This is a genomic window from Paenibacillus sp. 2TAB23, assembly GCF_052115165.1.
In the GTDB taxonomy this organism is placed as follows: domain Bacteria; phylum Bacillota; class Bacilli; order Paenibacillales; family Paenibacillaceae; genus Pristimantibacillus.
This window is the reverse complement of the sequence record NZ_JBFRGD010000020.1, coordinates 42,195-63,223: the sequence shown is the minus strand read 5'-3', so window position 1 is coordinate 63,223 and position 21,029 is coordinate 42,195. Positions and strand designations below refer to the sequence as shown.

The 21,029-nt window shown below is 50.4% G+C and carries 25 protein-coding genes; 10 read left to right on the top strand and 15 right to left on the bottom strand.

Annotated elements, in window-relative coordinates:
• The first annotated feature begins 20 nt into the window (after positions 1 to 20).
• From uxuA to AB4Z29_RS24145, 3 genes are all read left to right on the top strand, one after another.
• Positions 21 to 1,112, top strand: a complete 1,092-nt coding sequence (gene uxuA / locus AB4Z29_RS24155; RefSeq protein ID WP_441945540.1) for a mannonate dehydratase — start codon at positions 21 to 23, stop codon at positions 1,110 to 1,112.
• The gene (locus tag AB4Z29_RS24150) at positions 1,109 to 1,963 is read left to right on the top strand and encodes an SDR family oxidoreductase (protein WP_441945539.1); all 855 of its coding nucleotides are present in this window, start codon (positions 1,109 to 1,111) and stop codon (positions 1,961 to 1,963) included. The genes uxuA and AB4Z29_RS24150 overlap by 4 nt, the downstream gene beginning before the upstream one ends.
• 220 nt (positions 1,964 to 2,183) lie before the next feature.
• The gene (locus AB4Z29_RS24145; protein ID WP_441945538.1) at positions 2,184 to 3,149 is read left to right on the top strand and encodes a serine hydrolase domain-containing protein; all 966 of its coding nucleotides are present in this window, start codon (positions 2,184 to 2,186) and stop codon (positions 3,147 to 3,149) included.
• 14 nt (positions 3,150 to 3,163) lie between these two features.
• On the opposite strand, the gene AB4Z29_RS24140 is transcribed toward AB4Z29_RS24145, so the two are convergent.
• A complete protein-coding gene (locus AB4Z29_RS24140; RefSeq protein WP_441945537.1) occupies positions 3,164 to 3,451 on the bottom strand; it encodes a 4a-hydroxytetrahydrobiopterin dehydratase in 288 nt (95 codons plus the stop codon).
• A 112-nt stretch (positions 3,452 to 3,563) separates the two neighbouring features.
• Here AB4Z29_RS24140 and AB4Z29_RS24135 point away from each other — a divergent pair, with 112 nt between their 5' ends.
• Both AB4Z29_RS24135 and AB4Z29_RS24130 read left to right on the top strand, forming a co-directional pair.
• The gene (locus AB4Z29_RS24135) at positions 3,564 to 4,049 is read left to right on the top strand and encodes a YfbM family protein (protein ID WP_441945536.1); all 486 of its coding nucleotides are present in this window, start codon (positions 3,564 to 3,566) and stop codon (positions 4,047 to 4,049) included.
• Between the two features lie 39 nt (positions 4,050 to 4,088).
• Positions 4,089 to 4,601 (top strand): hypothetical protein, encoded by a 513-nt coding sequence (locus AB4Z29_RS24130; RefSeq protein WP_441945535.1) that lies wholly within the window; start codon positions 4,089 to 4,091, stop codon positions 4,599 to 4,601.
• An 11-nt stretch (positions 4,602 to 4,612) separates the two neighbouring features.
• On the opposite strand, the gene AB4Z29_RS24125 is transcribed toward AB4Z29_RS24130, so the two are convergent.
• Entirely contained in the window at positions 4,613 to 4,969 is a 357-nt protein-coding gene (locus AB4Z29_RS24125) for a DUF3221 domain-containing protein (protein WP_441945534.1), read from the bottom strand.
• A 143-nt stretch (positions 4,970 to 5,112) separates the two neighbouring features.
• Between AB4Z29_RS24125 and AB4Z29_RS24120 the strand changes: the two genes are divergently transcribed.
• Positions 5,113 to 5,637: a hypothetical protein gene (locus AB4Z29_RS24120; RefSeq protein WP_441945533.1), complete on the top strand. Its 525-nt coding sequence runs from the start codon at positions 5,113 to 5,115 to the stop codon at positions 5,635 to 5,637.
• Here AB4Z29_RS24120 and AB4Z29_RS24115 read toward each other — a convergent pair.
• Entirely contained in the window at positions 5,634 to 6,197 is a 564-nt protein-coding gene (locus AB4Z29_RS24115) for a nucleotidyltransferase family protein (protein WP_441945532.1), read from the bottom strand. The two genes, AB4Z29_RS24120 and AB4Z29_RS24115, sit on opposite strands and share 4 nt — an antisense overlap.
• 307 nt (positions 6,198 to 6,504) lie before the next feature.
• Here AB4Z29_RS24115 and AB4Z29_RS24110 point away from each other — a divergent pair, with 307 nt between their 5' ends.
• On the top strand, positions 6,505 to 7,050 hold the full coding sequence (locus AB4Z29_RS24110; protein WP_441945531.1) for a TraR/DksA C4-type zinc finger protein: 546 nt from the start codon (positions 6,505 to 6,507) through the stop codon (positions 7,048 to 7,050).
• Positions 7,051 to 7,357: 307 nt separating this feature from the next.
• On the opposite strand, the gene AB4Z29_RS24105 is transcribed toward AB4Z29_RS24110, so the two are convergent.
• A complete protein-coding gene (locus tag AB4Z29_RS24105; RefSeq protein ID WP_441945530.1) occupies positions 7,358 to 7,888 on the bottom strand; it encodes a hypothetical protein in 531 nt (176 codons plus the stop codon).
• A 526-nt stretch (positions 7,889 to 8,414) separates the two neighbouring features.
• On the opposite strand from AB4Z29_RS24105, the gene AB4Z29_RS24100 reads away from it, so the two are divergent.
• Positions 8,415 to 9,434, top strand: coding sequence for a Leu/Phe/Val dehydrogenase (locus tag AB4Z29_RS24100; protein ID WP_441945619.1), 1,020 nt, complete (start codon positions 8,415 to 8,417; stop codon positions 9,432 to 9,434).
• A 208-nt stretch (positions 9,435 to 9,642) separates the two neighbouring features.
• On the opposite strand, the gene AB4Z29_RS24095 is transcribed toward AB4Z29_RS24100, so the two are convergent.
• Positions 9,643 to 10,515, bottom strand: a complete 873-nt coding sequence (locus AB4Z29_RS24095) for an SDR family oxidoreductase (protein WP_441945529.1) — start codon at positions 10,513 to 10,515, stop codon at positions 9,643 to 9,645.
• Between the two features lie 169 nt (positions 10,516 to 10,684).
• Here AB4Z29_RS24095 and AB4Z29_RS24090 point away from each other — a divergent pair, with 169 nt between their 5' ends.
• On the top strand, positions 10,685 to 11,089 hold the full coding sequence (locus AB4Z29_RS24090) for a winged helix-turn-helix transcriptional regulator (RefSeq protein ID WP_441945528.1): 405 nt from the start codon (positions 10,685 to 10,687) through the stop codon (positions 11,087 to 11,089).
• 157 nt (positions 11,090 to 11,246) lie between these two features.
• Complete coding sequence (locus tag AB4Z29_RS24085) at positions 11,247 to 11,504, top strand: hypothetical protein (protein WP_441945527.1); 258 nt, start codon at positions 11,247 to 11,249, stop codon at positions 11,502 to 11,504.
• A gap of 172 nt (positions 11,505 to 11,676) precedes the next feature.
• Here the strand turns inward: AB4Z29_RS24085 and AB4Z29_RS24080 are convergent, their stop codons facing one another.
• The 10 genes from AB4Z29_RS24080 to AB4Z29_RS24035 are packed head-to-tail and all read right to left on the bottom strand — an operon-like array spanning position 11,677 to position 21,009.
• Positions 11,677 to 12,924 (bottom strand): M20 metallopeptidase family protein, encoded by a 1,248-nt coding sequence (locus AB4Z29_RS24080; protein ID WP_441945526.1) that lies wholly within the window; start codon positions 12,922 to 12,924, stop codon positions 11,677 to 11,679.
• Positions 12,925 to 12,928: 4 nt separating this feature from the next.
• Positions 12,929 to 14,263 carry an LLM class flavin-dependent oxidoreductase gene (locus tag AB4Z29_RS24075; RefSeq protein WP_441945525.1) on the bottom strand — a complete coding sequence of 445 codons (1,335 nt, stop codon included), beginning with the start codon at positions 14,261 to 14,263 and terminating at the stop codon, positions 12,929 to 12,931.
• Positions 14,264 to 14,309: 46 nt separating this feature from the next.
• On the bottom strand, positions 14,310 to 14,846 hold the full coding sequence (locus tag AB4Z29_RS24070) for a GNAT family N-acetyltransferase (protein ID WP_441945524.1): 537 nt from the start codon (positions 14,844 to 14,846) through the stop codon (positions 14,310 to 14,312).
• A 46-nt stretch (positions 14,847 to 14,892) separates the two neighbouring features.
• Positions 14,893 to 15,387 carry a DinB family protein gene (locus tag AB4Z29_RS24065; protein WP_441945523.1) on the bottom strand — a complete coding sequence of 165 codons (495 nt, stop codon included), beginning with the start codon at positions 15,385 to 15,387 and terminating at the stop codon, positions 14,893 to 14,895.
• 39 nt (positions 15,388 to 15,426) lie between these two features.
• Positions 15,427 to 16,590 carry an N-methyl-L-tryptophan oxidase gene (gene solA / locus AB4Z29_RS24060; RefSeq protein WP_441945522.1) on the bottom strand — a complete coding sequence of 388 codons (1,164 nt, stop codon included), beginning with the start codon at positions 16,588 to 16,590 and terminating at the stop codon, positions 15,427 to 15,429.
• Positions 16,547 to 17,737 carry an amidohydrolase gene (locus AB4Z29_RS24055; protein WP_441945521.1) on the bottom strand — a complete coding sequence of 397 codons (1,191 nt, stop codon included), beginning with the start codon at positions 17,735 to 17,737 and terminating at the stop codon, positions 16,547 to 16,549. Before AB4Z29_RS24055 ends, solA begins: the two co-directional genes overlap by 44 nt.
• Positions 17,734 to 18,744, bottom strand: coding sequence for an LLM class flavin-dependent oxidoreductase (locus AB4Z29_RS24050; RefSeq protein ID WP_441945520.1), 1,011 nt, complete (start codon positions 18,742 to 18,744; stop codon positions 17,734 to 17,736). The genes AB4Z29_RS24055 and AB4Z29_RS24050 overlap by 4 nt, the downstream gene beginning before the upstream one ends.
• Before the next feature lie 21 nt (positions 18,745 to 18,765).
• On the bottom strand, positions 18,766 to 19,518 hold the full coding sequence (locus tag AB4Z29_RS24045) for an amino acid ABC transporter ATP-binding protein (protein WP_441945519.1): 753 nt from the start codon (positions 19,516 to 19,518) through the stop codon (positions 18,766 to 18,768).
• Positions 19,515 to 20,225: an amino acid ABC transporter permease gene (locus AB4Z29_RS24040; protein WP_441945518.1), complete on the bottom strand. Its 711-nt coding sequence runs from the start codon at positions 20,223 to 20,225 to the stop codon at positions 19,515 to 19,517. Before AB4Z29_RS24040 ends, AB4Z29_RS24045 begins: the two co-directional genes overlap by 4 nt.
• Positions 20,215 to 21,009: an amino acid ABC transporter permease gene (locus tag AB4Z29_RS24035; protein ID WP_441945517.1), complete on the bottom strand. Its 795-nt coding sequence runs from the start codon at positions 21,007 to 21,009 to the stop codon at positions 20,215 to 20,217. The genes AB4Z29_RS24040 and AB4Z29_RS24035 overlap by 11 nt, the downstream gene beginning before the upstream one ends.
• Between the last annotated feature and the right edge of the window lie 20 nt (positions 21,010 to 21,029).

The window sequence follows — 21,029 nt, the reverse complement described above, 5'->3', positions numbered from 1 at the left end:
CACTAGGAGGATCACCAAGCATGCAAATGACGTTCAGATGGTTTGGCGAAGGCAATGATACTGTACCGCTCAGCTACATTAAGCAAATTCCCGGAACGGACGGCATCGTCTGGTCGCTGCATGATGTACCGGCAGGCGAGGAATGGCCGCTTGAGCGAATTATGGAAGTAAAGCAGCAAGCCGAGCAAGCAGGATTGCATATCGATGTCGTTGAAAGCGTTAACGTACATGAAGATATTAAGCTTGGGCTTCCCTCCCGCGACATGTATATCGACAACTATAAACGGACGATTGAGAAGCTCGGAAGCGTCGGAGTCAAAGTGATCTGCTACAACTTCATGCCGATTTTCGATTGGCTGCGAACTGATCTTCATAAGCCGATGGGCAACGGCGCTACGGCATTATTTTATGAGAACAGCCGTATTGCTAACGCCGACCCTTTTCAATTAGTAGAGGAAATCAATGCGAACTCCGCCCTTACGATGCCAGGCTGGGAGCCTGAGCGGCTGCAGCATCTGACTAGTCTATTCGAAGCGTATAAAGGCGTAACAGAGGCGCATTTATGGGAAAATCTACGTTATTTCCTGAATGAAATTATACCCGTCGCTGCACGCTGCGGCATTCGAATGGCCATTCACCCGGACGATCCGCCATGGCCTGTGTTCGGCTTGCCGCGAATCATGACCTGCCAAGAAAACTTCAGAGCCTTTTTGAAGCTTTATGACAGCCCTTACAATGGAATTACACTGTGCAGCGGCTCGCTTGGCGCCAATCCGAGCAACGATATTGTCTCGATGATTCATGAATTCGGGGATCGCATACCCTTTGCCCATATTCGCAACGTGCGGGTATATGAAAACGGCGATTTTATTGAAACCTCGCATCGTACGCAGGACGGAACAGTCGACATCGCCGGCATTGTAAAGGCTTATCACGACATCGGTTTTACCGGTTATGCACGGCCTGATCACGGCCGCCATATTTGGGATGAGCAATGCCGTCCTGGCTACGGTCTTTACGACCGTGCGCTAGGAATTATGTATTTGTGGGGATTATGGGACGGTTATGTGCATGCAGCCGCTTCGTGCGGCGACAAGGAGGCACGTTCATGACCCTATTTCCGAAGCATGAGTCCTACAAGGGAAAAGTTGTTGTCATTACCGGCGGCGCTGGCGTGTTATGCCGGGTTATGGCGCTTGAGCTTGCCCGTCAGGGAGCAAGCATTGCGATTCTAAACCGTACGTTGGAGAAGGGCGCGGCAGTTGCCGAGGAAATTAAAGCAGCCGGCGGTACAGCAATCGCTGTGGCATGCGATGTAACGAGCACAGAAAGCACCCAAGCAGCTGGTGCTGCCGTTTTGGACCAGCTTGGCCCTTGCGATATATTGATCAATGGCGCCGGCGGCAACCATCCGAGTGCGAATACGACGAATGAAACCTTCAAGCCCGAACAGCTTCATGCTGCGAATACGACTACTTTTTTCAATCTCAGCGTGGAAGGTTTCCGCAGCGTCATGGATTTAAACTTCGTCGGCACGCTTATACCAACCCAGGTATTCGCAGAGCAGATGCTGGGTCGACAAGGAGCGGTTGTCATCAACATATCTTCCATGAGCGCTCCTTCTCCAATGACCAAAGTGCCGGCCTACAGCGCAGCCAAAGCAGCCATCGTCAATTTTACCCAGTGGCTGTCTGTGCATTTCGCGGAATCGGGCATTCGCGTCAATGCCATTGCGCCTGGCTTCTTTCTAACGGAGCAGAATCGCAAGCTGCTCTTGAACGAAGACGGCTCATTGACCGAACGCTCGGATAAAATCATTTCCCATACGCCTATGCGCCGCTTCGGCAAGCCCGAGGATCTTCTTGGCGCATTGCTATGGCTCGCAGACGAAACGACGTCCGGATTCGTAACGGGGACAACCATTCCCGTCGACGGCGGGTTTCTAGCTTATTCCGGCGTCTAAGCATGACGAACAGCGGTAGCCCTAGACTTGAAATGAAAGCCTTTGGCTTCCGCAGTTTTATTGTAAGTATGTTACTTCCATTCGAATAAATAAGGACCACACAAGCCTCCCTTTCGTGCAGGCATTCGCATAACGCTCCCCCAAAGAACTTGATCCTATATCTCCTTTAAGCTATTCTTAATTTACTTTTATATAAAACGAGATTAAAGGAATGGCATGCATGAATTTATCAGAACTATCATCTGCGCTTGAGCCTATAAACTTAAGAAGCTGCCTGATCACCCAAAACGACCGGATGCTGTTTGAGCATTATCGAAATTCATCCATTCCGGCAGAAATCGCCAAAATTAACTCCTGCACCAAAAGCTTTTTGTCCGCCTTGGTTTGTATCGCTATGGATCTTGGGATCATACCAGAACCACAAACTAAGGTCACCGAGTTTTTCCCGCAGCTTCTCGCGGATTCCGATCCAAGGAAACGGGAAATTACGCTGGAGCATCTTTTGACGATGACATCTGGCATGAATTGGACCGAGTTCGGCGGCCAAAATTCGTTTCCACGAATGACAAGGTCCGATGATTGGGTTGATTTTGTATTACAGCAGCCTATGGCCTACTCTCCTGGAACGCACATGGAGTACAGTTCCGGTGCATCCCAGCTGCTGTCTGCCATCCTTGTGCAGAGATCTGGCATGCCTACTGCCCGTTTTGCCGAGGAGCATCTGTTTTCCCCGCTGGGCATCGTAGACTATCAGTGGGAAGCCGATCCCCAGGGCATTCATACAGGCGGTTACGGATTACGGCTGCGTCCCGCGGACATGCTCAGCTTCGGGCAGTTATACTTGCAGCAGGGACGTTGGGGACAACGGCAGCTGATTTCCAGTACCCGTGTCATTCGTTCCGTGCAGCCATCCATACTCGTAAGTTCGCTAAACCCATGTTTTTACGGGTGGCATTGGTGGACAGAAACCATTAGCGCGGGAATGGACGAAGCAATTGCCAGCTCCTCACCGTCGAATTCTTTTGACTGCTATTACGCTAGAGGATATGCCGGTCAGTTCATTTATAATATCCCCAGCTTGGATATCGTTGTCGTTCTCACCGACGATAAACGGAAGAAGGATCGGCATCCATCCAATGTGTTCCGTGAATTGATCGCTCCGCTGCTGATTAGGGATATGAAATAAGCAACTCTAATCACTTATTCCCAGGCATAGGCGTTGTTGAAAGCTTCAGCAGCCTGGAAATCCAGCGCTGTTAGCCCGCCTCCGCGCCATGTTGTCAGACGAAGCGTAACTATTTTATAATCGATGGCAATAAAGGGGTGGTGGTTGAGCAGCTCGGAAGCTTTCGCTACCCTATCTACAAACGCAATGGCGTCCATGAATGCGGTAAAACGATATTTCTTCGTTATCCACTTGCCATCCTCACGCTTCCATCCTTCGTTTGCCGACAAGCCTTCCTCTATTTCAACATCCGTTAGCCTCATGTCCAGCTATCCCTCCTTCATTTAGGTCTATTATACGATAAGCGACTAGATTCAATATGGTATAATTCGGATATTAATAAATGGATCCATTTTTGAAAGAGAGGTATTTGAAATGGGAATGATAGGATACTTGCAGCAGCTTCCAGTCACACAGCTGAATTCGCTTATTGCTCGGGTTGACGAGCTTGGAGGCGTCATCATACACGAGACGTTCGAGGAAGAAGTGCTCGACATCGACAAAGCTTGGCACGGCATTCATTTTCTGCTTAATGGCAGCTCTTTCGGGGGAAAAGAACCCTACGAGAATGTCATACTCGGAGGCGCTCCTATAGGAGCGGACGAGGGCTACGGACCAGCTCGGTTTTTAACGGCAGAGCAAGTGAAGGATGTCTCGGAAGCTCTCGCACAGCTAAGCAGCGATGAGCTTGAATCGCGTTTTGATCCCGCGGAACTTAGCGCCGAATCCGTTTATCCATCCAACTCGGACTGGAATGATGAGGATGATAAAGAGTATGTGCTCAGCTACTACGCAGCGGTCGCTGACTACTATAGAAGCGCGGCGAGCAAAGGCTATGGGATGCTGCTCTATCTGCTGTAAGCTCTTTGATTATCGCATTGAGGAAGAGGAGGAAGCGCTATGCCTGAAATAAGCCATGCCGCGTATTATTTCGAAGATGACGGACGCATACCGAACCATCCGAGCTTGCCGCTTGTTGTTTATAGAGGCGCTCTAACCGATCAGACCGATGAAATAGAAGCTATTTTCAACAGAAACAACTGGAGAAACAGCTGGATCAATGGCGTGTATGACTTCCACCACTATCATAGCAACTGCCATGAAGTGCTCGGCATATATAGCGGCAATGCTGATCTTCTCATAGGCGGCGAGCAAGGCCGGACCTTTGCCGTGCAAGCAGGAGATATTATTCTGCTTCCAGCCGGGACTGGCCATAAGAGATTGAAAGCGAGTAGTGACTTTAAAGTCATTGGTGCTTACCCGAATGGAATGAGTTACAATACCAGGCGAGGGACGCTTGCGGAACGCTCTGCTGACTTAATCGAAATCGAAAAGGTGCCGCTTCCTGACCTTGACCCCGTATATGGAACGGTCGGTCCTTTATTTGAATTATGGAGCAATAAGCATCGATAGTCATAAGCGCATCATTCCTTTTGTACTTCTATTTCACCAGCTACAATCTGAGGCGGATATGATTGCATCACAACATATACACCTGTATCATCCGTTTCCGGCGTTACTATGACTCTGTCGCCTTCTTTAAGTTCATTATAGAGCTTGATATCTTCAACAATATAGTTGATTAATTCGACGTTATTCTTTTTGAGGGCAGCAAAGGTCTTCGTTTCAGAATCCTTTTGAGAGATCTGATTCGCTACTAAGACTCTTTGATCTTCCTTCGAAATAATATAATTCCCCTTTTTGGCTTCGGACGAAACACTGCAACCACTCAGCAGGCATATGGCAAGTACGGTAGCTGCTCCTATCGTTAATTTTCGCATGATTTACACTCCGCTTCGCAACTGAAATTTTCAGTAAACCTACTTTAGTAGACGAATTCCGCGTACATTTGTTGCATTTCCCTGATTAACTTGACGATAAAGAAGTTAGACGTCTACTTTCGGAATAAAGGAGCGGTTGAAACATGTTAGCAACCATGCAACGCGAGGTTTTTGATAAGATGGATGATCAATCATTACTAACTGCCTGCTTTACACCACTGATTCACACATACAAAGAAGTAAGCAGCAAAAATGAGGATATAGCCGACTTTTACAATAGATTGACTTCCGGTCAACAAACCTTATTTATTTTCAAAACCTATTACAGCCATGTGATAGAGTCGGTTCAAGAGCTATACTGGTGGAGCGCTTATTTTCTCGCTCACGAGGCGAGATGGACTGCGCTTAATGAGAAGATACGCGAGCTTGGAGCTCTCGAATTCGTCTCATTCTTAGAAGACGTTGAAGCTACGCTTCGCACCCGCAATCATCCTATTCCTCCAGCTCGTCTCCCATACGTATCCCGTGATGACCTGGAAACGGACACCGAGCTTCGTATTTTCTTCGAGTCGGCCTATGTACGTCTCGCCCTAGTCAGCGATAGAACAATTGAGCGCTTAAGTGCTTCCATACGCCATTCACCAGACTCATTTGTAATCTGGAGCTAGATGATCGTTACCCTATTCCATTTGTCTTTCAACTTCTTTTGAATGATTCGTTTCTCATAAATAGCTAAACGATCCTTGCACGCCGAGAAAAAAGGGGTCGGTTTAATAATCATTTGAAGCACATCGTCTATCCCATGCGGTGCAGTCAGCACAATATGATCTTGATCGTCCAGCTTAAGGCCTAATGCTGTTGCTGTCTCGGGGAACTTTGAAATCGCATCAACAGAAGACAAATAAGGCGGGATATGGTTGATTAGATGCATGCGCGCCTGGTTTTTGACGGACCAAGGCACGTAAGGCAGCATTCGTTTCAATTGGATTTCAAGTTGTTTCTCGGCAGCTTTGTCTATATTGGAAGCATCATAATAAATGAAATCCACATCTGAGAGTGGCGTACGTTCAGAGAATCCGTGAAGTGTATCCCATATTTTAGAACGCACAAAACCTGCACAAACCCACCAATCAGGTAGGTTCAACGATTGTGATGCCCTCAGGATATCCATCATCCACTCATCAGCACGAATAAGACGAATAATATCCTCCCTACTTCTAAGCAACACATTGCCACCCCCTTTGTAAGAACATATATTCCCATCATAATAAAGGTGACCGCCGTTGTAAAGCTAGTCCTACATTCCATTCTACCATTATACAGCTAACTTCCCCCAAGAGATTAAGTCTCCGATTGTTAGTGCGAGAACTGTTCAAGCAATGGATCTGCTGTAAGGCCAGGATTCCGTTTAGCATCAAGCTCCGCTATTTTTGCAGGTTGGTTGATTATATAGGTGTCACCTAATCCCCATCCCCTGCTTCATTTCTCGGCGTCCGTGGTAAGTAAGAGAATGAAGCTTGAAGGGAGCGATTCAAATGGAACTACTGACAGATAAGCAATTGAGAGATTTGAAGCATATGCTCATGGAAGAAAAAAACGAGCTGTCTGCTCATTTCGCAGGAAATGACGGAACAGGGGGCAGCATCAACGGCTTGTCTGCCGATGATACAGGCGAGCTCTCATCCTATGACAATCACCCTGCCGACCTTGGAACCGAGACGTTCGAGAAAAGCAGGGATATGGCCATTGATGAGACGCTTAGCGGACAGCTTGAAGAGGTGAACCGTGCACTCGAGCGGATAGAAGAGGAGCAATATGGCAACTGCGACGTATGCGAATCAGCTATTCCTTTCGAGCGGCTGCAAGCCGTTCCTACCACGACACGCTGCATAGAGCATGCCGAACATCCTGGAATTACAGACGCTAGGCCGGTGGAAGAGCAAGTCATGACCCCGCCACCAGCCGGTGCTGGGGCGGGAAGGCAGCAGGCAGCGGGCCACTTCGATGAAGCCGACGCATGGAGCTCCGTGCAGCAGTACGGAAACGCTAGCGACACTGTGAAGGGGCCGTCCCAGAAGTAAGCATGGAATAAATAGTCCCAGACACAAAAACAATCGCTTAATAAATGAAAATGGGATGAATCAGGTGTTATTGCTGCTCCATCCCGTTTCTGTTTTGTATGTTCTACAGTAGCGACAGCGGTCGCCTTTGTATCCGGATTCCACCCTATGGAAATGGTTCAAGGAATCTGGACACGACAGCGATCGGAAAAATATTCCTTGCGCAGTTGATACTTAAGGAATGGACTGAAAGAAAGAAGAGCATCCCACGTCAATTTGGATTGACTTTTGGGGCAATCTCTTTTCTTGCCATTGGTGAAAAAGCGAGCTATATCGAAAAAAAACGAACGAGTCCAAGAATCGCAAAGCCAAGGAGCACGGTACCGCCGCCGATTCCTGTAATGGCGCTCGGAGCCACACCAAGTCTTTTGGCTAACCATAAAGATAAGATGGATATTACCACAAGAAGGGTACCTAATACGTACAGGCTTGAATCCTTGAATACATCCTTTAACCAGAAAAAATGAATGCCGACGATAAATAGAATCCATGGCGCTACATAATCGGTTTTTTTGAGCTTAATCAAAAGAACAGCGCCAATTGCAGCTAAAAAGAACTCGATGAACACGAATATTAAATAGCTCCTGAATGTGTCGGACCCGGATAATGCCGTAGCCTCCTGCCAGTTTGTCACGCTCAAATAGATACCTGCCAGACTGACTAACAACGGCAATGCAGACGCGATTCCAATATACTTGCGCCAGCTGCTTCTTGGGTTCTCCTGCGCCCAGCCAAACCAGCAAAAACCAAACATGCCGAAGATCGCCGCATACATAGCATAATCCCTCAAGTAGTCCATATATACACTCCTCTCACTCCTTAGTTTTAACCTTTGCCTTGCAGCATTTCCTCAATCATGCCTAACAGCCAGGCTTGCTCGCCTAGTATATTTTCTCGAAGCCTTGCGGCAGCAACAGGCATCATTCATGCCTCTACCTCAGCCAATGAAATGACAGACAGCTCCATATATTGTTTGATGTAGGCTCGGTGCATCTCATGTTGCACAGCTTTTATCCCTTCGCCTGCTATTTCAGACACGAAAGGTGAACGCAGCATTAAGCTCGTTCGCGCGACATTACTGGCTGGTTGACCGCTAGTCGCATTATTCCAATTTCTCTCCCCATCCCAAACACCTCAGCGGTCATTCCCTTGCCTATACGTTCTCCCTTAACCATATTCGCAGCCCCCTCTCAGAATGCTTGCTCCTCCTAACAGCCTGCGATAACGCAGGTCGTCTATCATGTGCCATCGACCGCTAGGCTTGAATATGCTGAGAGCAGGAAGCACGGCAAACCTGCTTCAAAGGAGGAGTCAACTTGAACCTAATGAATCAAAATTATGAGCAGCTCATCTTCCTCCAAGACCGTTCAATCGGATTTAAAGCCATTATCGCTATTGACAATACGACGCTTGGCCCTGCCCTCGGCGGCTGCAGGATGTGGCATTACGCAAGCGACGAAGCCGCTGTCTTGGATGCGCTTCGGCTTGCACGAGGCATGACATATAAATCTGCCGTATCCGGCATTCCATACGGGGGCGGCAAAGCTGTCATTCTCTCCCACTTCGATCAAGGACCTCGGCAAATGCTGTTTCGGGCATTAGGACACAAAATCGACGAGCTGCAGGGCACTTATATTACAGGCATGGATTTGGGGACGACCGTCTCCGACATGGACTGGGTTCGCTTTGAAACCTCGTTCGTTACGGATACATCCGGCTCACTCGGCGCAGTGAACGAGCTTACCGCCAAAATGACAGCATATGGCGTGTTCCTAGGCATACAAGCATCCCTTAAGCGTGCTTATGGCAGCGAATCCATTCAACACAAAATCATTGCCGTGCAAGGTCTCGGGAAAGTAGGGTTCCAGCTTTGCCGCTTTTTGAAGCATGCCGGGGCCAAGCTCATTGTCTCGGATATTAATCCTGCAAGGTTGCGGAAAGCCGTTGAAGAGTTCGGCGCAGATCCGCGCAAGCCCGGCGACATCCTATCTGTGCCTTGCGATGTGTTAGCCCCTTGCGCGCTCGGCGGCATTCTGAATGATACTACTATTAGTAAGCTTAAATGTACGATCATTGCAGGCGCTGCCAACAATCAACTGCTGGAGGCCCGGCACGGCAAGCTCCTGCATGATATGGATATTTTGTATGCTCCCGATTATGTCATTAACGCGGGAGGCATAATCGTCACCTCCGTTGAGCTCGAAGGCGGCAATTCGGCTGCAGCACAAAAGATAGTTGAGCGAATTGGCGATACCCTTACGCATGTGTTCCATACGTCAGATGCGCAAGGAATATCTACAGCAGCTGCCGCAGATTGGATCGCTGAGCAACTGCTCGGGCGCTAAATACATGAAGCTGTACTAGCAATCATGTCACTGCGACAGCCGTAATTAGACTTGTGCGCTAGCAAGGCTGTCGCTAAATGATTAATGCCTTATTCCAGCACCCAATCATATGCTTACATAATCATCCAAATAAAACAAGGGCTCAGCTCTAATTGGAGCTAGGCCCTTGTTTTATTTGGTCATGAAAGCTTCTGCTAACCAATTGGGATTAAGCTTGAAGCGATTGTCTCACAATATCCTCAAGCGGGGTGAATGTTCCGACCAGCTCCCTCAAGTCATCCGAAGTTTGTGACGTCTCCCCATCCGCTACGCTTTGATTGATGGCAGCTACCATGATGGCTACGCCCTCTGGCAAACCTGCCTGAAGAAAAAGAGCTTTCTGCTCATCGAATGAGATCGGATTATAAACGACAGCCTTGCCAGATACCTTAGCAATTGCTGCAGCAAGCTCTTCAAAGCTCCATGTCGTATCCGTTGCAAGGTTATAGATTTGATTCTCATGTCCTTCTTCCGTCAACACAACTGCGCCTGCAAGTGCTAAATCGTCACGGCTTGCTGTATGTACGCGACCAGCTCCTGCATTCGCAACTAACGCTCCGAATTGAACCGCGGCACCCACGCTTTGCGGACTTACGAAAACATCCGTATAAAGTGGATTTCTCAGGAACGTAAACGGAATGCCCGTCGTACGGATGATGCCCTCCGTAAGCAAATGGGTCGCAGCGAGTGAAAGCTTTGAAGTCTCAGCGAATGCATATCCATAATACGCAATATGGCCCACGCGAGCGTCCTTTGCCGCTTTAGCAACATTCGCATGCTGAAGTATTCGAAGGGTTTCGTCATGAGCATCCGGGCTCGGTACGAATAGCAGCTTGGACGCGCCTGCAAAAGCCTTTTCAAGTGATTGGCGGTCATTGTAATCACCATAGCGAACCTCTACTCCAAGCTCGGCTAGGGCAGAAGCTTTCTCCACGTTTCTTGCAACAGCTATAATTTGGCTTGCAGGAACCTGCCGGGCAAGCAAATGCTTGATAACGAGACCTCCTAGTTGTCCAGTAGCACCCGTGATAACAATTGACATAGATGAATCATCCCTTCATGTATGGATTGGAATGCCAAGCACAATAAAGATATACGGCTCGGCAGTTTTTTGTTAGACTCTAAATATATTAGATACTAAGGATATTAACAAGTACGCTTATTTTTCGTATATAGTACTAAAAAACATACTATTGGAGGCATACTCACACATGGCTAAGTATGGAGAAGATTTCATGAAATGCCCGATGTTCACGGCGCAAAGCCTGATCGGCGGGAAATGGAAGGTTTTTCTTTTATGGGCGCTGCATGACGGTCCAAAGAGGTTCAGCGAAATGCAGAGACTTCTGCCAGAGGTAACCCAATCGATGCTTACGAACACGCTTCGTGATCTGGAGAAAGACGGATTGATTCATCGCGAGGTTTATCGCCAAGTACCGCCGAAGGTTGAATATTCGCTCACCCCGATTGGTGACAAATTAATGCCGATTCTGCAGCTGCTGCTTGGTTGGGGCACGGAATACATGGAGGATATGGGGACGCTTGACCTCGAAAATAGCGGTCTAGATCCTGACCGTTGGGCAGCGATTAATAAAGGTATGGCTCAGTTAAAATAACTTGTATACCGACCGCAGATTCTCTCTCCCTTTCTGCTTTCTTTGAAAAAATAGAAAAAGGCAGTTGTTACCCCTGAAAGCGCCGATGCATAGGGAACAAGCCAATCATATAAATAGATGTACTGGTTTTTCGCTATGAAGGGACGCTGAGGCATCTATGGGCTGCTGCATCGGGTATGTCATTATTATAAAAAACGAAGGTAGCGTTAATTTTGGCAATGCAAAAATTTTGGAGACGAACGTAGAAGAGCAGGCCGAGGAAACCGCATCCGGAACTGAAGAAACCGTATCAAGCGAAGAAGACGTTGATACGGCTATTTTAACAGGGAGGCGGTCGAAGAAAAAGAAGCGAAGCAGACGCAGGAGCACGGCAGCAGGCCTAGTGCGCAGACAGCGTCTGAAATGGAAGCGCTAGAGGCCGATCAAGCCTTGGACCGGATTAGGCCAATTAGGCCAGATACTCCGAAACCATGACCACAGTATTCTCTCGTATAATCGCGTAGAATGACTTTTGTCACGCAGCGATACCGGCATACTCATGTTTAATCCATCCTATATAGCCTAAATACGGTTGGTGCTGCTATCGCTCAGATGTCAGTGTTCAGCCATTCATCCTCTATGCCGCCGGCAAGCGTATCTGCCACAATTTGTACAAACAGCTTCGCGCCAATGACAAGTGTGCTCTCATCCAGATCAAACTCCGGGTGATGAAGCGGATGTATAATCCCCTTCTCCTTGCTGCCTACGCCGATCAGTACCATTGCTCCAGGCGCATGATCCAAATAGTAGCTGAAATCCTCACCGGCAAGGCTAGGCTTATCCAGCAGAATGGACCTGCCCTTGCCGGCTACTTTTTCACCGGCATGCCATGCGAGCTGTACCGCCTTAGCGTCATTGATCAATGCTTTCCCCATTCGGAACCTTACCTCGCATTCACCTCCGAACCTTGCGGCGCATGCTGCAGCACAGCTTTCAATAATCTCCCGTATTCGTTCGACCGTTTGCGCCTCAAAAGCACGATATGTTCCTTCAATTTCACTCGTTTCAGCGATTGCATTAATAACGGTGCCAGCCTGCAGTCTGCCAAACACAAACGCGGTCGGCTCGAATGGGTTAACTGCGCTTGCTACTGCAGCGCGAGACTCTATTGCAAAGTGTGCGGCCATCAGCAGCGCGTCTGCGGCAAGATGCTGCGCGCCGTGATGACCCGAACGGCCTTGAAACGATACACGGAAATGCGTCGATGCAGCCATAGCATAATGACGGTGAACCGCGATTTGTCCGGCAGCCAGCTCCGGCCAGACGTGGAACGCAAAGACAGCGGACATATCATCCGCCGCCCCGCTCTCTACCATATCACGGCCCCCGCTTAACAATCGGCCGTCAAGCGGACTTTCGGCCGCTCCCTCCTCAGCAGGCTGAAACACGAAGCGCACCGTTCCCGCAAGCTGGTCCCGATGCCGGCTTAAGCCATAAGCTGCGGCCAGCAGCATCGTCATATGGGCGTCATGGCCGCAGGCATGCATCAATCCATCAATGCTTGAACGGTACTCCGCATCATTCCGCTCCTGGATGGGAAGAGCATCCATATCAGCGCGCAGCAGCAAGCTTTTTCCCGGCAAATGTCCGCGCAGCTCACCGATGACGCCTTTGCCGAAATGGTTGCCGACACTCCGCTGAACCTCCAGGCCATACTGCTCCAGAAGCTCAGCGACTCGTTCAGAGGTCCGAGCTACGTCATACATCAGCTCAGGCTGGCGATGGAATTCCCTTCTAAGCGCAATCCATTCCTCTTCCCTTTCGTCGAGCAGCTTATAAATCGGATTCGTATCCATCCGATCAGCTGTTTACTTTCTCGGCTTCCTTTGAGTAACGGTTGGCAGGAATCGGCAATCCTAGGTTGCCGCGAAGCGTATCCGCTTCATACTCCGTACGATACACGCCTCGCTCCTGAAGAATAGGAACGACCAGCTCAACAAAGTCATTCAAGCCGCTTGGAATGGAAGAATGAATAATGAAGCCGTCTGCTGCTCCCTCTTCATGCCACTGCTGGATCAGATCCGCTACCTTCTCCGGCGTGCCGATGAATTGACCTCGCGGCGTAGCCGATTGCAGCGCAACCTGGCGAAGCGTCAAATTGTGCTCTTTGGCCGTTTGTTTTATTTTATCCGTACCGCTGCGGAAGCTGTTATGTCCGAGATCACCTAGCTCAGGAAACGGCTCGTCAAGCGGATATTGGCTGAAATCATGATGCTCGAAGAAGCGTCCCAAGTAGTTCAACGCATTCTCGATCGTTACGAGAGCCGCAAGCTCCTGATACTTAGCCTCGGCTTCTTCTTCCGTGCGGCCGATTATCGGTCCGATGCCTGGGAGAATCACAATATCATCTACCGAGCGTCCTTCTGCAACCGCCCGATCCTTTACATCCTTATAGAACGCCTTTGCATCCTCGATGCTCTCATGGCCCGTGAATACCGCATCCGCCGCTTTGCCAGCCAGCTTCTTGCCGCTCTCCGATGAGCCGGCTTGGAAGATAACCGGATGGCCCTGCTTGGAGCGCGCAATATTAAGCGGACCTTGCACAGCGAAATACTCGCCTTTATGGTTAAGCGTATGAAGCTTGGTAGGATCAAAGAATACTCCCGTTTCTTTATTTCTTACGAATGCGTCATCCTCCCATGAATCCCATAGGCCGCGTGTGACTTCCAAATATTCTTCAGCGATTTTGTAGCGCTCGTCATGCGTCGGATGGTCGGTTTTGCTGAAATTGCTTGCCGAGCCTTCGAGCGGTGACGTCACGACATTCCAGCCTGCGCGTCCGCCGCTAATATGGTCAAGCGATCCGAACTGGCGCGCAACCGTAAACGGCTCGCTGTACGAGCTCGATAACGTGCCTACCAGCCCGATCTTGGACGTAACGGCAGCAAGCGCCGACAAAATCGTTAAAGGCTCGAAGCGATTGAGGAAATGAGGAATCGATTTTTCATTAATATAAAGGCCGTCTGCTATGAATACAAGATCGAATTTGCCTGCTTCGGCAGTCTGGGCTTGCTGGGTGTAAAACTTGAAATTAACGCTTGCATCTGCCGGGACCTCCGGATGCCGCCATGCCGATACGTTGCCTCCCACGCCATGAATCAATGCACCGAACTTAATTTGTTTGCGATTTGCCATAATAAACGTCCTCCCTGTTCACATTGTTTTATATTTCCAGCGCACGCTACTGCACCTGCAGCAGCGACGTTTCTTTTAACGCAAGACGATAGCTCTTTACGAGTGTATCCCCGTTCTGGAGATCCTTATCGAACGCCCGCTCAAAGCCAAGCCGCTCATAGAGCCTAACGGCAGAATCCATCATATCCGAGGTATGGAGATGCAGCGTTTCGGCTCCCCATTCTGTCGCAAGCTTGGCGCTTGCACGAATGAGCTCGGTCGCGACACCGTAACCGCGTGCCTTCCTCGACACGGCAAGGAGGCGAATAATCGGTGAATGAATATTCAGATCAGGCAATCCGTATGCCGCTTCAGAGGAATCAAACAAAAATACGCTGCCGACTACCTCACCGTTCAGCACGGCTGCCAGCCGAGCCTTTGTCGCTGCTCCGTCGATTGCTTCGAGAATGCTTTCTTTGTAACGGCTCCACGCTTCCTCAGGCAATACCTGCTCATATTGCCCGTAAGCATCCAGCAGCACCTCCCGGAGTGCCTCGCGATCCGCGGGTTCGGTATCCCTTATCACAACTGCATTGTCCGACATGCACAATCACCTGCTTCCTTTAACTATGATTACAAGCGTCAACCGTTTAAATGGCGCGGTTCGCTTTTGCCGACTCTGCCTCGCTTTGCTTTACCCGTCGAATTTGTCCCAAATGGCCTTGAATATGAGCAACGAATGCCGGAACGATAGCCGCAATCGCGACATGCTCGCCTTTGAAGTTAACGCCTGTTCTGCTCCATTCCTCGTCAGTAAGACGGTTGAACAGCAGGCTGTTATATTGAACAAGCGCACGGGCCGCTGTCAGAATATCTTTTGCGTCGCCCTCGTTTGCCTTCTGGCCACTCACCCATGCATCCTGATTGAAGAGGGGCAATCTCGCTTCTGAGCCCGACAATATTTCACGAACGCGGAAGGAAACGACGATGCTGTGATCCACGAGATGAGTAAGAACCTCGGTTATGCTCCACGATTCCGGCGCAGCCTTCCATTTAAGCTGCTGCTCGGTTAGTCCTTCTATTTCTTGCTCGATTTGATCATACGCCTGTACATACGCTTGAACATTGACAGTTGACTGGCTCATGTAAGCTCCTCCTTGTGAATGGGGCCAAATGGTTCCTCGTTATTGATTGGTGAACCGGCTAAGCTCGAATAGGCGCAAATCATAGCCCGTTTGTTTTTTTTCTAGTTTATTAGCCAAAATCTCGCCGACCACGCTGGCAAACTTAAAGCCATGGCCGGAGAAGCCTCCAGCAAGCAGCACATTCGGATGCTCCGGATGTGCATCGATAATGAAATCCTCATCAGGTGTGAACTCGTATTTGCACACTGCGCTCTGAAGGAGCTTGCCTGCTGCGCCTGGCACAAAAGCTTGCAATGCCCGGCGCAGGTCCTCCTCGTCCTCCGGGTAAGCGCCGAACGGCGCGATGGGCTCTCCGGGCAACCATTCTACACCCGTATCATGCCTGCCGATCTTAATTCCCGCGCCGCTAATGCTCGGGAAGCCGTAATACCCGCCTAATGCTCCTCCCCATGTGAAGCCGGGGAACGTACCCGCGTCGAATGCAGTCGAGCTTGTTTCAAACCATCCGACAACCTTGCGTACGGCACGGATCGGTAGCTTTACATGATTGGACAGCATATGGAACCAAGCCCCTACGGTAATGACAACCTGTGAAGCCGTATAGGCTGCTTCCTTCGTATATACAGTAACGCCACCTTCATTGGCCTTGATATCTGTCACAAAGGTATCGACGAGCAGCTCCGCCCCAGCGAGCAGCGCCTGCTGCTTAAGTGCCGCTACACATTTCTCGCTGTATAAGTAGCCGGCGTTCGGCTCATACATCCCTTGGAACGAATCGTCCAGCCGAATGCCCGGAAATCGGCGATTGATCTCATCCGCTTGCAGCAGCTCCACCTGTACGCCATTCCTAATTGCATCGTCAAGCCTGCCCTCATACTGGTAAAAGCTCGTTTCTGCCATGTTCAGCACACCTGATCGCTCCAACAGCTTCTCGCCGGTGGCCCGCTCCAGTGCCAGCCACTTCTCGTCCGCTCTTAGCGCCATCTTCACATAAGTGTCTCCTCCATGGTAAGCATGCCGGATTAAGCGCGGCTCCCCATGATGGCTGCCCATGTTATGAGGCGGATTGAAAGCATCGATGAGCAGCGTCTTCGCACCGCGGACCGCAAGCTCATAACCGGCACTCATCCCCATGGAGCCCGCTCCTACGACGATGACATCATATGATTTCGAGATGCTCTCGTCCTCCCGGCAAGCGTTCATCCGCCAGCTTGCGCAAAGCGTCTGAAGCAAGTGCTGCGAAGAACGACGCTGCGATCGGCAATGCTGCCTCATCCAAATCAAAGGCTGGATGATGCCATTCCTGCGGCCCCGCCGTACCGAGAAATACGAAAACCCCAGCGGTTTCCTTCAAATAAAAGGCGAAATCCTCGCCAGCCGGAGACGGCTTTGGCTTCACGACGGTAAGTCCCAACGCTTCTGCCGTTACAGCTGCCTGCTCCGCCCAGCTCTCGTCATTGACGACCGCCGGCGGTCCTTCTATCCATTTCACGCTCGCCTTCGTCGCGAAAGCAGAGGCGACTCCGTTCACAACCTGCTCGAAGCGCTCCCGCACCGTAAGGCGTACCTGCTCGTCGAACGTCCTTAGCGTTCCATCAAATACCGCTTTATCCGAAATAACGTTCCATGCCGAACCGGCATGAAGCCTGGTAACGCTGATGACCGCACTGTCCAGCGCGCTTACGCTGCGGCTCACGATCGATTGCAGCGCCGTAATGATATGCGCAGCCGTCACAATGGGATCGAGACCTGCTTCCGGTACAGCAGCATGGGTTCCGCGTCCTTCTACTTCGACAACGAAGCCGTCCGCGGCCGCCATGAGCGGGCCATCCTTGATGCCGATCGTCCCGACCGGCAGGTCAGGCTTATTGTGCATGCCGAACACGGCTTCTACGCCTTCAAGCGCACCGCTCGCAATAATCTGGCCTGCACCTTTCGCCTTTTCCTCTGCGGGTTGGAATAGAAACCGTACGGTTCCGCGCAGCTCCTGCTCGCGCTCCTTGAGCAGAAAGGCCGTTCCAAGAATCGAAGCGGTATGGAAATCGTGGCCGCAGGCATGCATTTTCCCGGGGGTTTTGGATGCAAAAGAAAGTCCCGTTTCCTCCTGAATCGGCAGTGCGTCTATATCCGCCCTTACTGCAACAATCGGTCCTCCGTGCAGTCCTCCAACCTCCGCAATGACGCCGGTCTTTAGTCCGTAATCGACAATACGGATACCTGCTTCGGACAGCCAGCCGTGGATGGCAGCCGTTGTCTCGAATTCCTCATGGGAGAGCTCCGGATGCTCGTGAAGCTGCCTGCGGATCTCCACCAGCCTCGCCTCGATTGCTCCCGCCGAGAAGCCGCTCATACCAATTCCCCTTCGAACGCTTCCTTCAGCAGCTCGAACGAACGGATTCGTTTCGCGAAATCGGGAATAATCGTCGTAAATACGAATTCATCCACGCCGTATTGCGCTTGAATTTCAAGGAGCCGCTTGCGAACCGTCTCTTTGGTTCCTCGCGTAATGTCGGCGTCTCTCTCTTCCGCCGTGAAGGTCTCACCTGCTTGGCGGGCAAACTCCTTTGCCTGGTCAAGCGAGCCAACATTGACGGTTTTGCCGCTCGCAAGCGTAACCCGGACGCTCTTAAAGTGGCCTGCCAGCGCATTCGCTTCCTCCTCCGAATCCGAAGCAATAACGGACAACGCCAGAATCGTTTTGGGCTCTCTCCCAAGCGAGCGGTTAAAGTTGTTTCGGTACGTTTCTATCGCCTTGCGGGCCGTTTCCGGATCATTGTTGATAAATAACGCGAATGCATACGGATATCCCTTCTCGGCAGCCAGCTCCGCACTGGATATGCTCGTGCCGAGCAAATAAATGTCAGCCGGTTGAACCGGCAGCGGACTTGCTTCCAATCCGGCAAGCGGATGGTCTTCGCCCGTCTTATCATGCAGCAGCTGCTCCAGCTCCGTCAGCTTTTCCGCCAAGGTCGCAGCCTCCGCTACACCTTTTTGCAAAGCTTTAGTCGAACGAGGCAACCCTCCCGGTGCGCGACCGATGCCAAGCTCCACCCGTCCAGGTGCCAAGGAAGCGAGCACATTGAAATTTTCCGCAACTTTATATGGACTATAATGTTGGAGCATGACCCCGCCCGAGCCGATACGGATCGTCTTCGTCTGAGCCAGCAAATAAGAGATAAGCACCTCTGGCGATGAGCCTGCCATGCCTGGGGAATCATGATGCTCGGATACCCAGAAGCGTTCGAAGCCCAGCGTCTCTGCGAGCTTCGCCAGCTTGACGGTATTTCCGAGCGCTTCCGCAGCCGTCTGTCCGGGAAATATAATGCTTTGGTCTAGAATGCCGAATTTCAGTGACATATCGATCCGCTCCTCTATGCGTTAAATAGAATAAACACCCTCTGGCGTGATTCGCTTCAAAAATTGCTTGGTGCGTTCTTCCTTCGGGTAATTGAATATCTCATTTGGCTTTCCTTCTTCCACGATAACCCCGCCATCCATGAACACGACATGATTCGCTACATCCTGAGCGAAACCCATCTCATGCGTGACGATAATCATCGTAATGCCTTCCTTGGCGATTTTGCGGATAACGCTAAGCACCTCGCCGACAAGCTCCGGATCCAGCGCGGAGGTCGGCTCATCGAACAGGATGACCTCCGGATTCAAAGCGAGCGCACGAGCAATGCCGACACGCTGCTGCTGTCCGCCAGACAGCTCGCTCGGATAGGCATCCAACTTGTTGCCAAGCCCCACCTTCTCCAGCAGCTCTGCGCTTTTTTTGCGCGCTTCATCCTTCGGTAGCTTCTTCACGATAACGAGCCCTTCCATAACGTTCTCAACGGCTGTTTTATGCTTGAATAGGTTGTATTGCTGGAATACCATCGCGCTCTTCTGACGGAGCGTATGGATATCCTTCTTGTCCGGACGCTTGCAATTGACGGTGAAGTCATCAATCGTAATCTGGCCGTCATTTGGCTTCTCCAAATAGTTGAGGCAGCGCAGCAGCGTCGTTTTCCCCGAGCCGCTTGGCCCGAGTATGGCTACGACCTCGCCCTTCTTCACAGTAAGATCGATGCCTTTAAGCACCTCGTTGCGTCCAAAGCTCTTCTTGATCTGCGTCAGCTTAATCATGAGACACCGCCTCTGTTGTAAAGGTTAAACCGCTTCTCCGCTAGTGCAGTAAGCCGCTCGATAATAAAGGTTAATCCCCAGAATATAATGGCAGCAGCCAAATACGCCTCAAAAAACTTCCAGTTCGTCGTGGCGACGATCTGCGCCTTCGCGTTGATTTCCACGACCGAAACGGTAAAAGCAAGCGTTGACCCGTGCAGCATTCCAATAACCATGTTCGATAGGTTCGGCAGGCTCGCTGAGAAAGCTTGCGGCAGAATGATTCTGCGCATCGCCTGCGAGGTTGTCATGCCGATAGAGTAAGCCGCTTCGATTTGTCCGCGATTGACAGCCAGCAAGCCCGACCGCACTACCTCTGACATATAGGCTCCCGCGGTAATGGAGAATGACAGGTAAGCAAACCCGATCATTGGAATGGAGACCGATCGGAACGATAATCCGAGTGCTTCGGCAATACCGTCAACGATGATCGGAAGACCAAAGTAGATAAGCAGCAAATGCGTCAGCATCGGTGTTCCACGGATAAAAGTGACATAGGAGGCTGCGATCTGGTACAAGACTGGAACCTTGTAGAGCCTGACAATTGCAACGGCAGTACCAATAACGAGGCCGCACAGCACAGACACGACGGTTATCGCAAGCGCCGTTGGAATCGCAGTCAGAAGCTGCAGGAATGCCGTCCATATGAATGCAAAATCAAGCTTCATTTTCCCTTCCTCCTCTGCCAAAGCCCGGTCCTGCTATAAACCTGAATCGTTTGGTTTTTCCTTTGTGCAAGCGCGGTTCCTTATCCTCGGCCGCTAGGCGGCGTTCATGCCGGAGCAGCTTCTTCTCAATGAGGTAGAACAGCTTCTCGAGTCCAAAGCTTATGACGAAGTAGATCAATGCGAGCGAAATGTATGTTTCGACGAAATGTCTCGACATAACAGCGAGTGTCTGCGACTTGCCGGTTAACTCCATAATGCCGAGCGAGAAGGCAAGAGAGGTGTCCTTCAGATTCGCGATGACCAAATTGGAGAATACCGGAATTGATATGGCCATTGCTTGTGGAAGAACAATTCGGGTGAAGGCTTGAAAGCCGGTCATCCCTACGGAGTAAGCCGCTTCAACCTGACCTCGGTCAACCGCTCCAACGGCTGCTCGAATCATTTCCGCCAAGTAAGCACCGCTGTGCAGCGCATAAGTTAAAATAACGAAGTACAAGGCCGGCAGTTTGGCGACATCTACATTTACGAGCTTCAGAATCTCAGGCAAACCGTAATAAAACAAAAAAAGCTGGATCAAAATCGGCGTTCCCCTGAAAAAAGAGAGATACACCTGCGACAATCGCCTTAGAATCGGAATCTTATAAAGCTGGGGAAGGGCGACGATAAACCCGACGCCCAGCCCAATTACGATGGAACTCACTACGATAAGAAGAGTGACTTTCAAGGTAGGAAGCAGCTTTACTAGATACTCGAACACATAACTGATATCAAATGGTTCTCCCATCCAGCCATCTCACCTTTCTT

Excerpts from the sequence above, each read along its gene's own strand:
- uxuA (WP_441945540.1), top strand. The coding sequence starts at position 21 with ATGCAAATGACGTTCAGATGGTTTGGCGAAGGCAATGATACTGTACCG.
- AB4Z29_RS24150 (WP_441945539.1), top strand. The coding sequence starts at position 1,109 with ATGACCCTATTTCCGAAGCATGAGTCCTACAAGGGAAAAGTTGTTGTC.
- AB4Z29_RS24145 (WP_441945538.1), top strand. The coding sequence starts at position 2,184 with ATGAATTTATCAGAACTATCATCTGCGCTTGAGCCTATAAACTTAAGA.
- AB4Z29_RS24140 (WP_441945537.1), bottom strand. The coding sequence starts at position 3,451 with ATGAGGCTAACGGATGTTGAAATAGAGGAAGGCTTGTCGGCAAACGAA.
- AB4Z29_RS24135 (WP_441945536.1), top strand. The coding sequence starts at position 3,564 with ATGGGAATGATAGGATACTTGCAGCAGCTTCCAGTCACACAGCTGAAT.
- AB4Z29_RS24130 (WP_441945535.1), top strand. The coding sequence starts at position 4,089 with ATGCCTGAAATAAGCCATGCCGCGTATTATTTCGAAGATGACGGACGC.
- AB4Z29_RS24125 (WP_441945534.1), bottom strand. The coding sequence starts at position 4,969 with ATGCGAAAATTAACGATAGGAGCAGCTACCGTACTTGCCATATGCCTG.
- AB4Z29_RS24120 (WP_441945533.1), top strand. The coding sequence starts at position 5,113 with ATGTTAGCAACCATGCAACGCGAGGTTTTTGATAAGATGGATGATCAA.
- AB4Z29_RS24110 (WP_441945531.1), top strand. The coding sequence starts at position 6,505 with ATGGAACTACTGACAGATAAGCAATTGAGAGATTTGAAGCATATGCTC.
- AB4Z29_RS24105 (WP_441945530.1), bottom strand. The coding sequence starts at position 7,888 with ATGGACTACTTGAGGGATTATGCTATGTATGCGGCGATCTTCGGCATG.
- AB4Z29_RS24100 (WP_441945619.1), top strand. The coding sequence starts at position 8,415 with ATGAATCAAAATTATGAGCAGCTCATCTTCCTCCAAGACCGTTCAATC.
- AB4Z29_RS24095 (WP_441945529.1), bottom strand. The coding sequence starts at position 10,515 with ATGTCAATTGTTATCACGGGTGCTACTGGACAACTAGGAGGTCTCGTT.
- AB4Z29_RS24090 (WP_441945528.1), top strand. The coding sequence starts at position 10,685 with ATGGCTAAGTATGGAGAAGATTTCATGAAATGCCCGATGTTCACGGCG.
- AB4Z29_RS24085 (WP_441945527.1), top strand. The coding sequence starts at position 11,247 with ATGGGCTGCTGCATCGGGTATGTCATTATTATAAAAAACGAAGGTAGC.
- AB4Z29_RS24080 (WP_441945526.1), bottom strand. The coding sequence starts at position 12,924 with ATGGATACGAATCCGATTTATAAGCTGCTCGACGAAAGGGAAGAGGAA.
- AB4Z29_RS24075 (WP_441945525.1), bottom strand. The coding sequence starts at position 14,263 with ATGGCAAATCGCAAACAAATTAAGTTCGGTGCATTGATTCATGGCGTG.
- AB4Z29_RS24070 (WP_441945524.1), bottom strand. The coding sequence starts at position 14,846 with ATGTCGGACAATGCAGTTGTGATAAGGGATACCGAACCCGCGGATCGC.
- AB4Z29_RS24065 (WP_441945523.1), bottom strand. The coding sequence starts at position 15,387 with ATGAGCCAGTCAACTGTCAATGTTCAAGCGTATGTACAGGCGTATGAT.
- solA (WP_441945522.1), bottom strand. The coding sequence starts at position 16,590 with ATGAACGCTTGCCGGGAGGACGAGAGCATCTCGAAATCATATGATGTC.
- AB4Z29_RS24055 (WP_441945521.1), bottom strand. The coding sequence starts at position 17,737 with ATGAGCGGCTTCTCGGCGGGAGCAATCGAGGCGAGGCTGGTGGAGATC.
- AB4Z29_RS24050 (WP_441945520.1), bottom strand. The coding sequence starts at position 18,744 with ATGTCACTGAAATTCGGCATTCTAGACCAAAGCATTATATTTCCCGGA.
- AB4Z29_RS24045 (WP_441945519.1), bottom strand. The coding sequence starts at position 19,518 with ATGATTAAGCTGACGCAGATCAAGAAGAGCTTTGGACGCAACGAGGTG.
- AB4Z29_RS24040 (WP_441945518.1), bottom strand. The coding sequence starts at position 20,225 with ATGAAGCTTGATTTTGCATTCATATGGACGGCATTCCTGCAGCTTCTG.
- AB4Z29_RS24035 (WP_441945517.1), bottom strand. The coding sequence starts at position 21,009 with ATGGGAGAACCATTTGATATCAGTTATGTGTTCGAGTATCTAGTAAAG.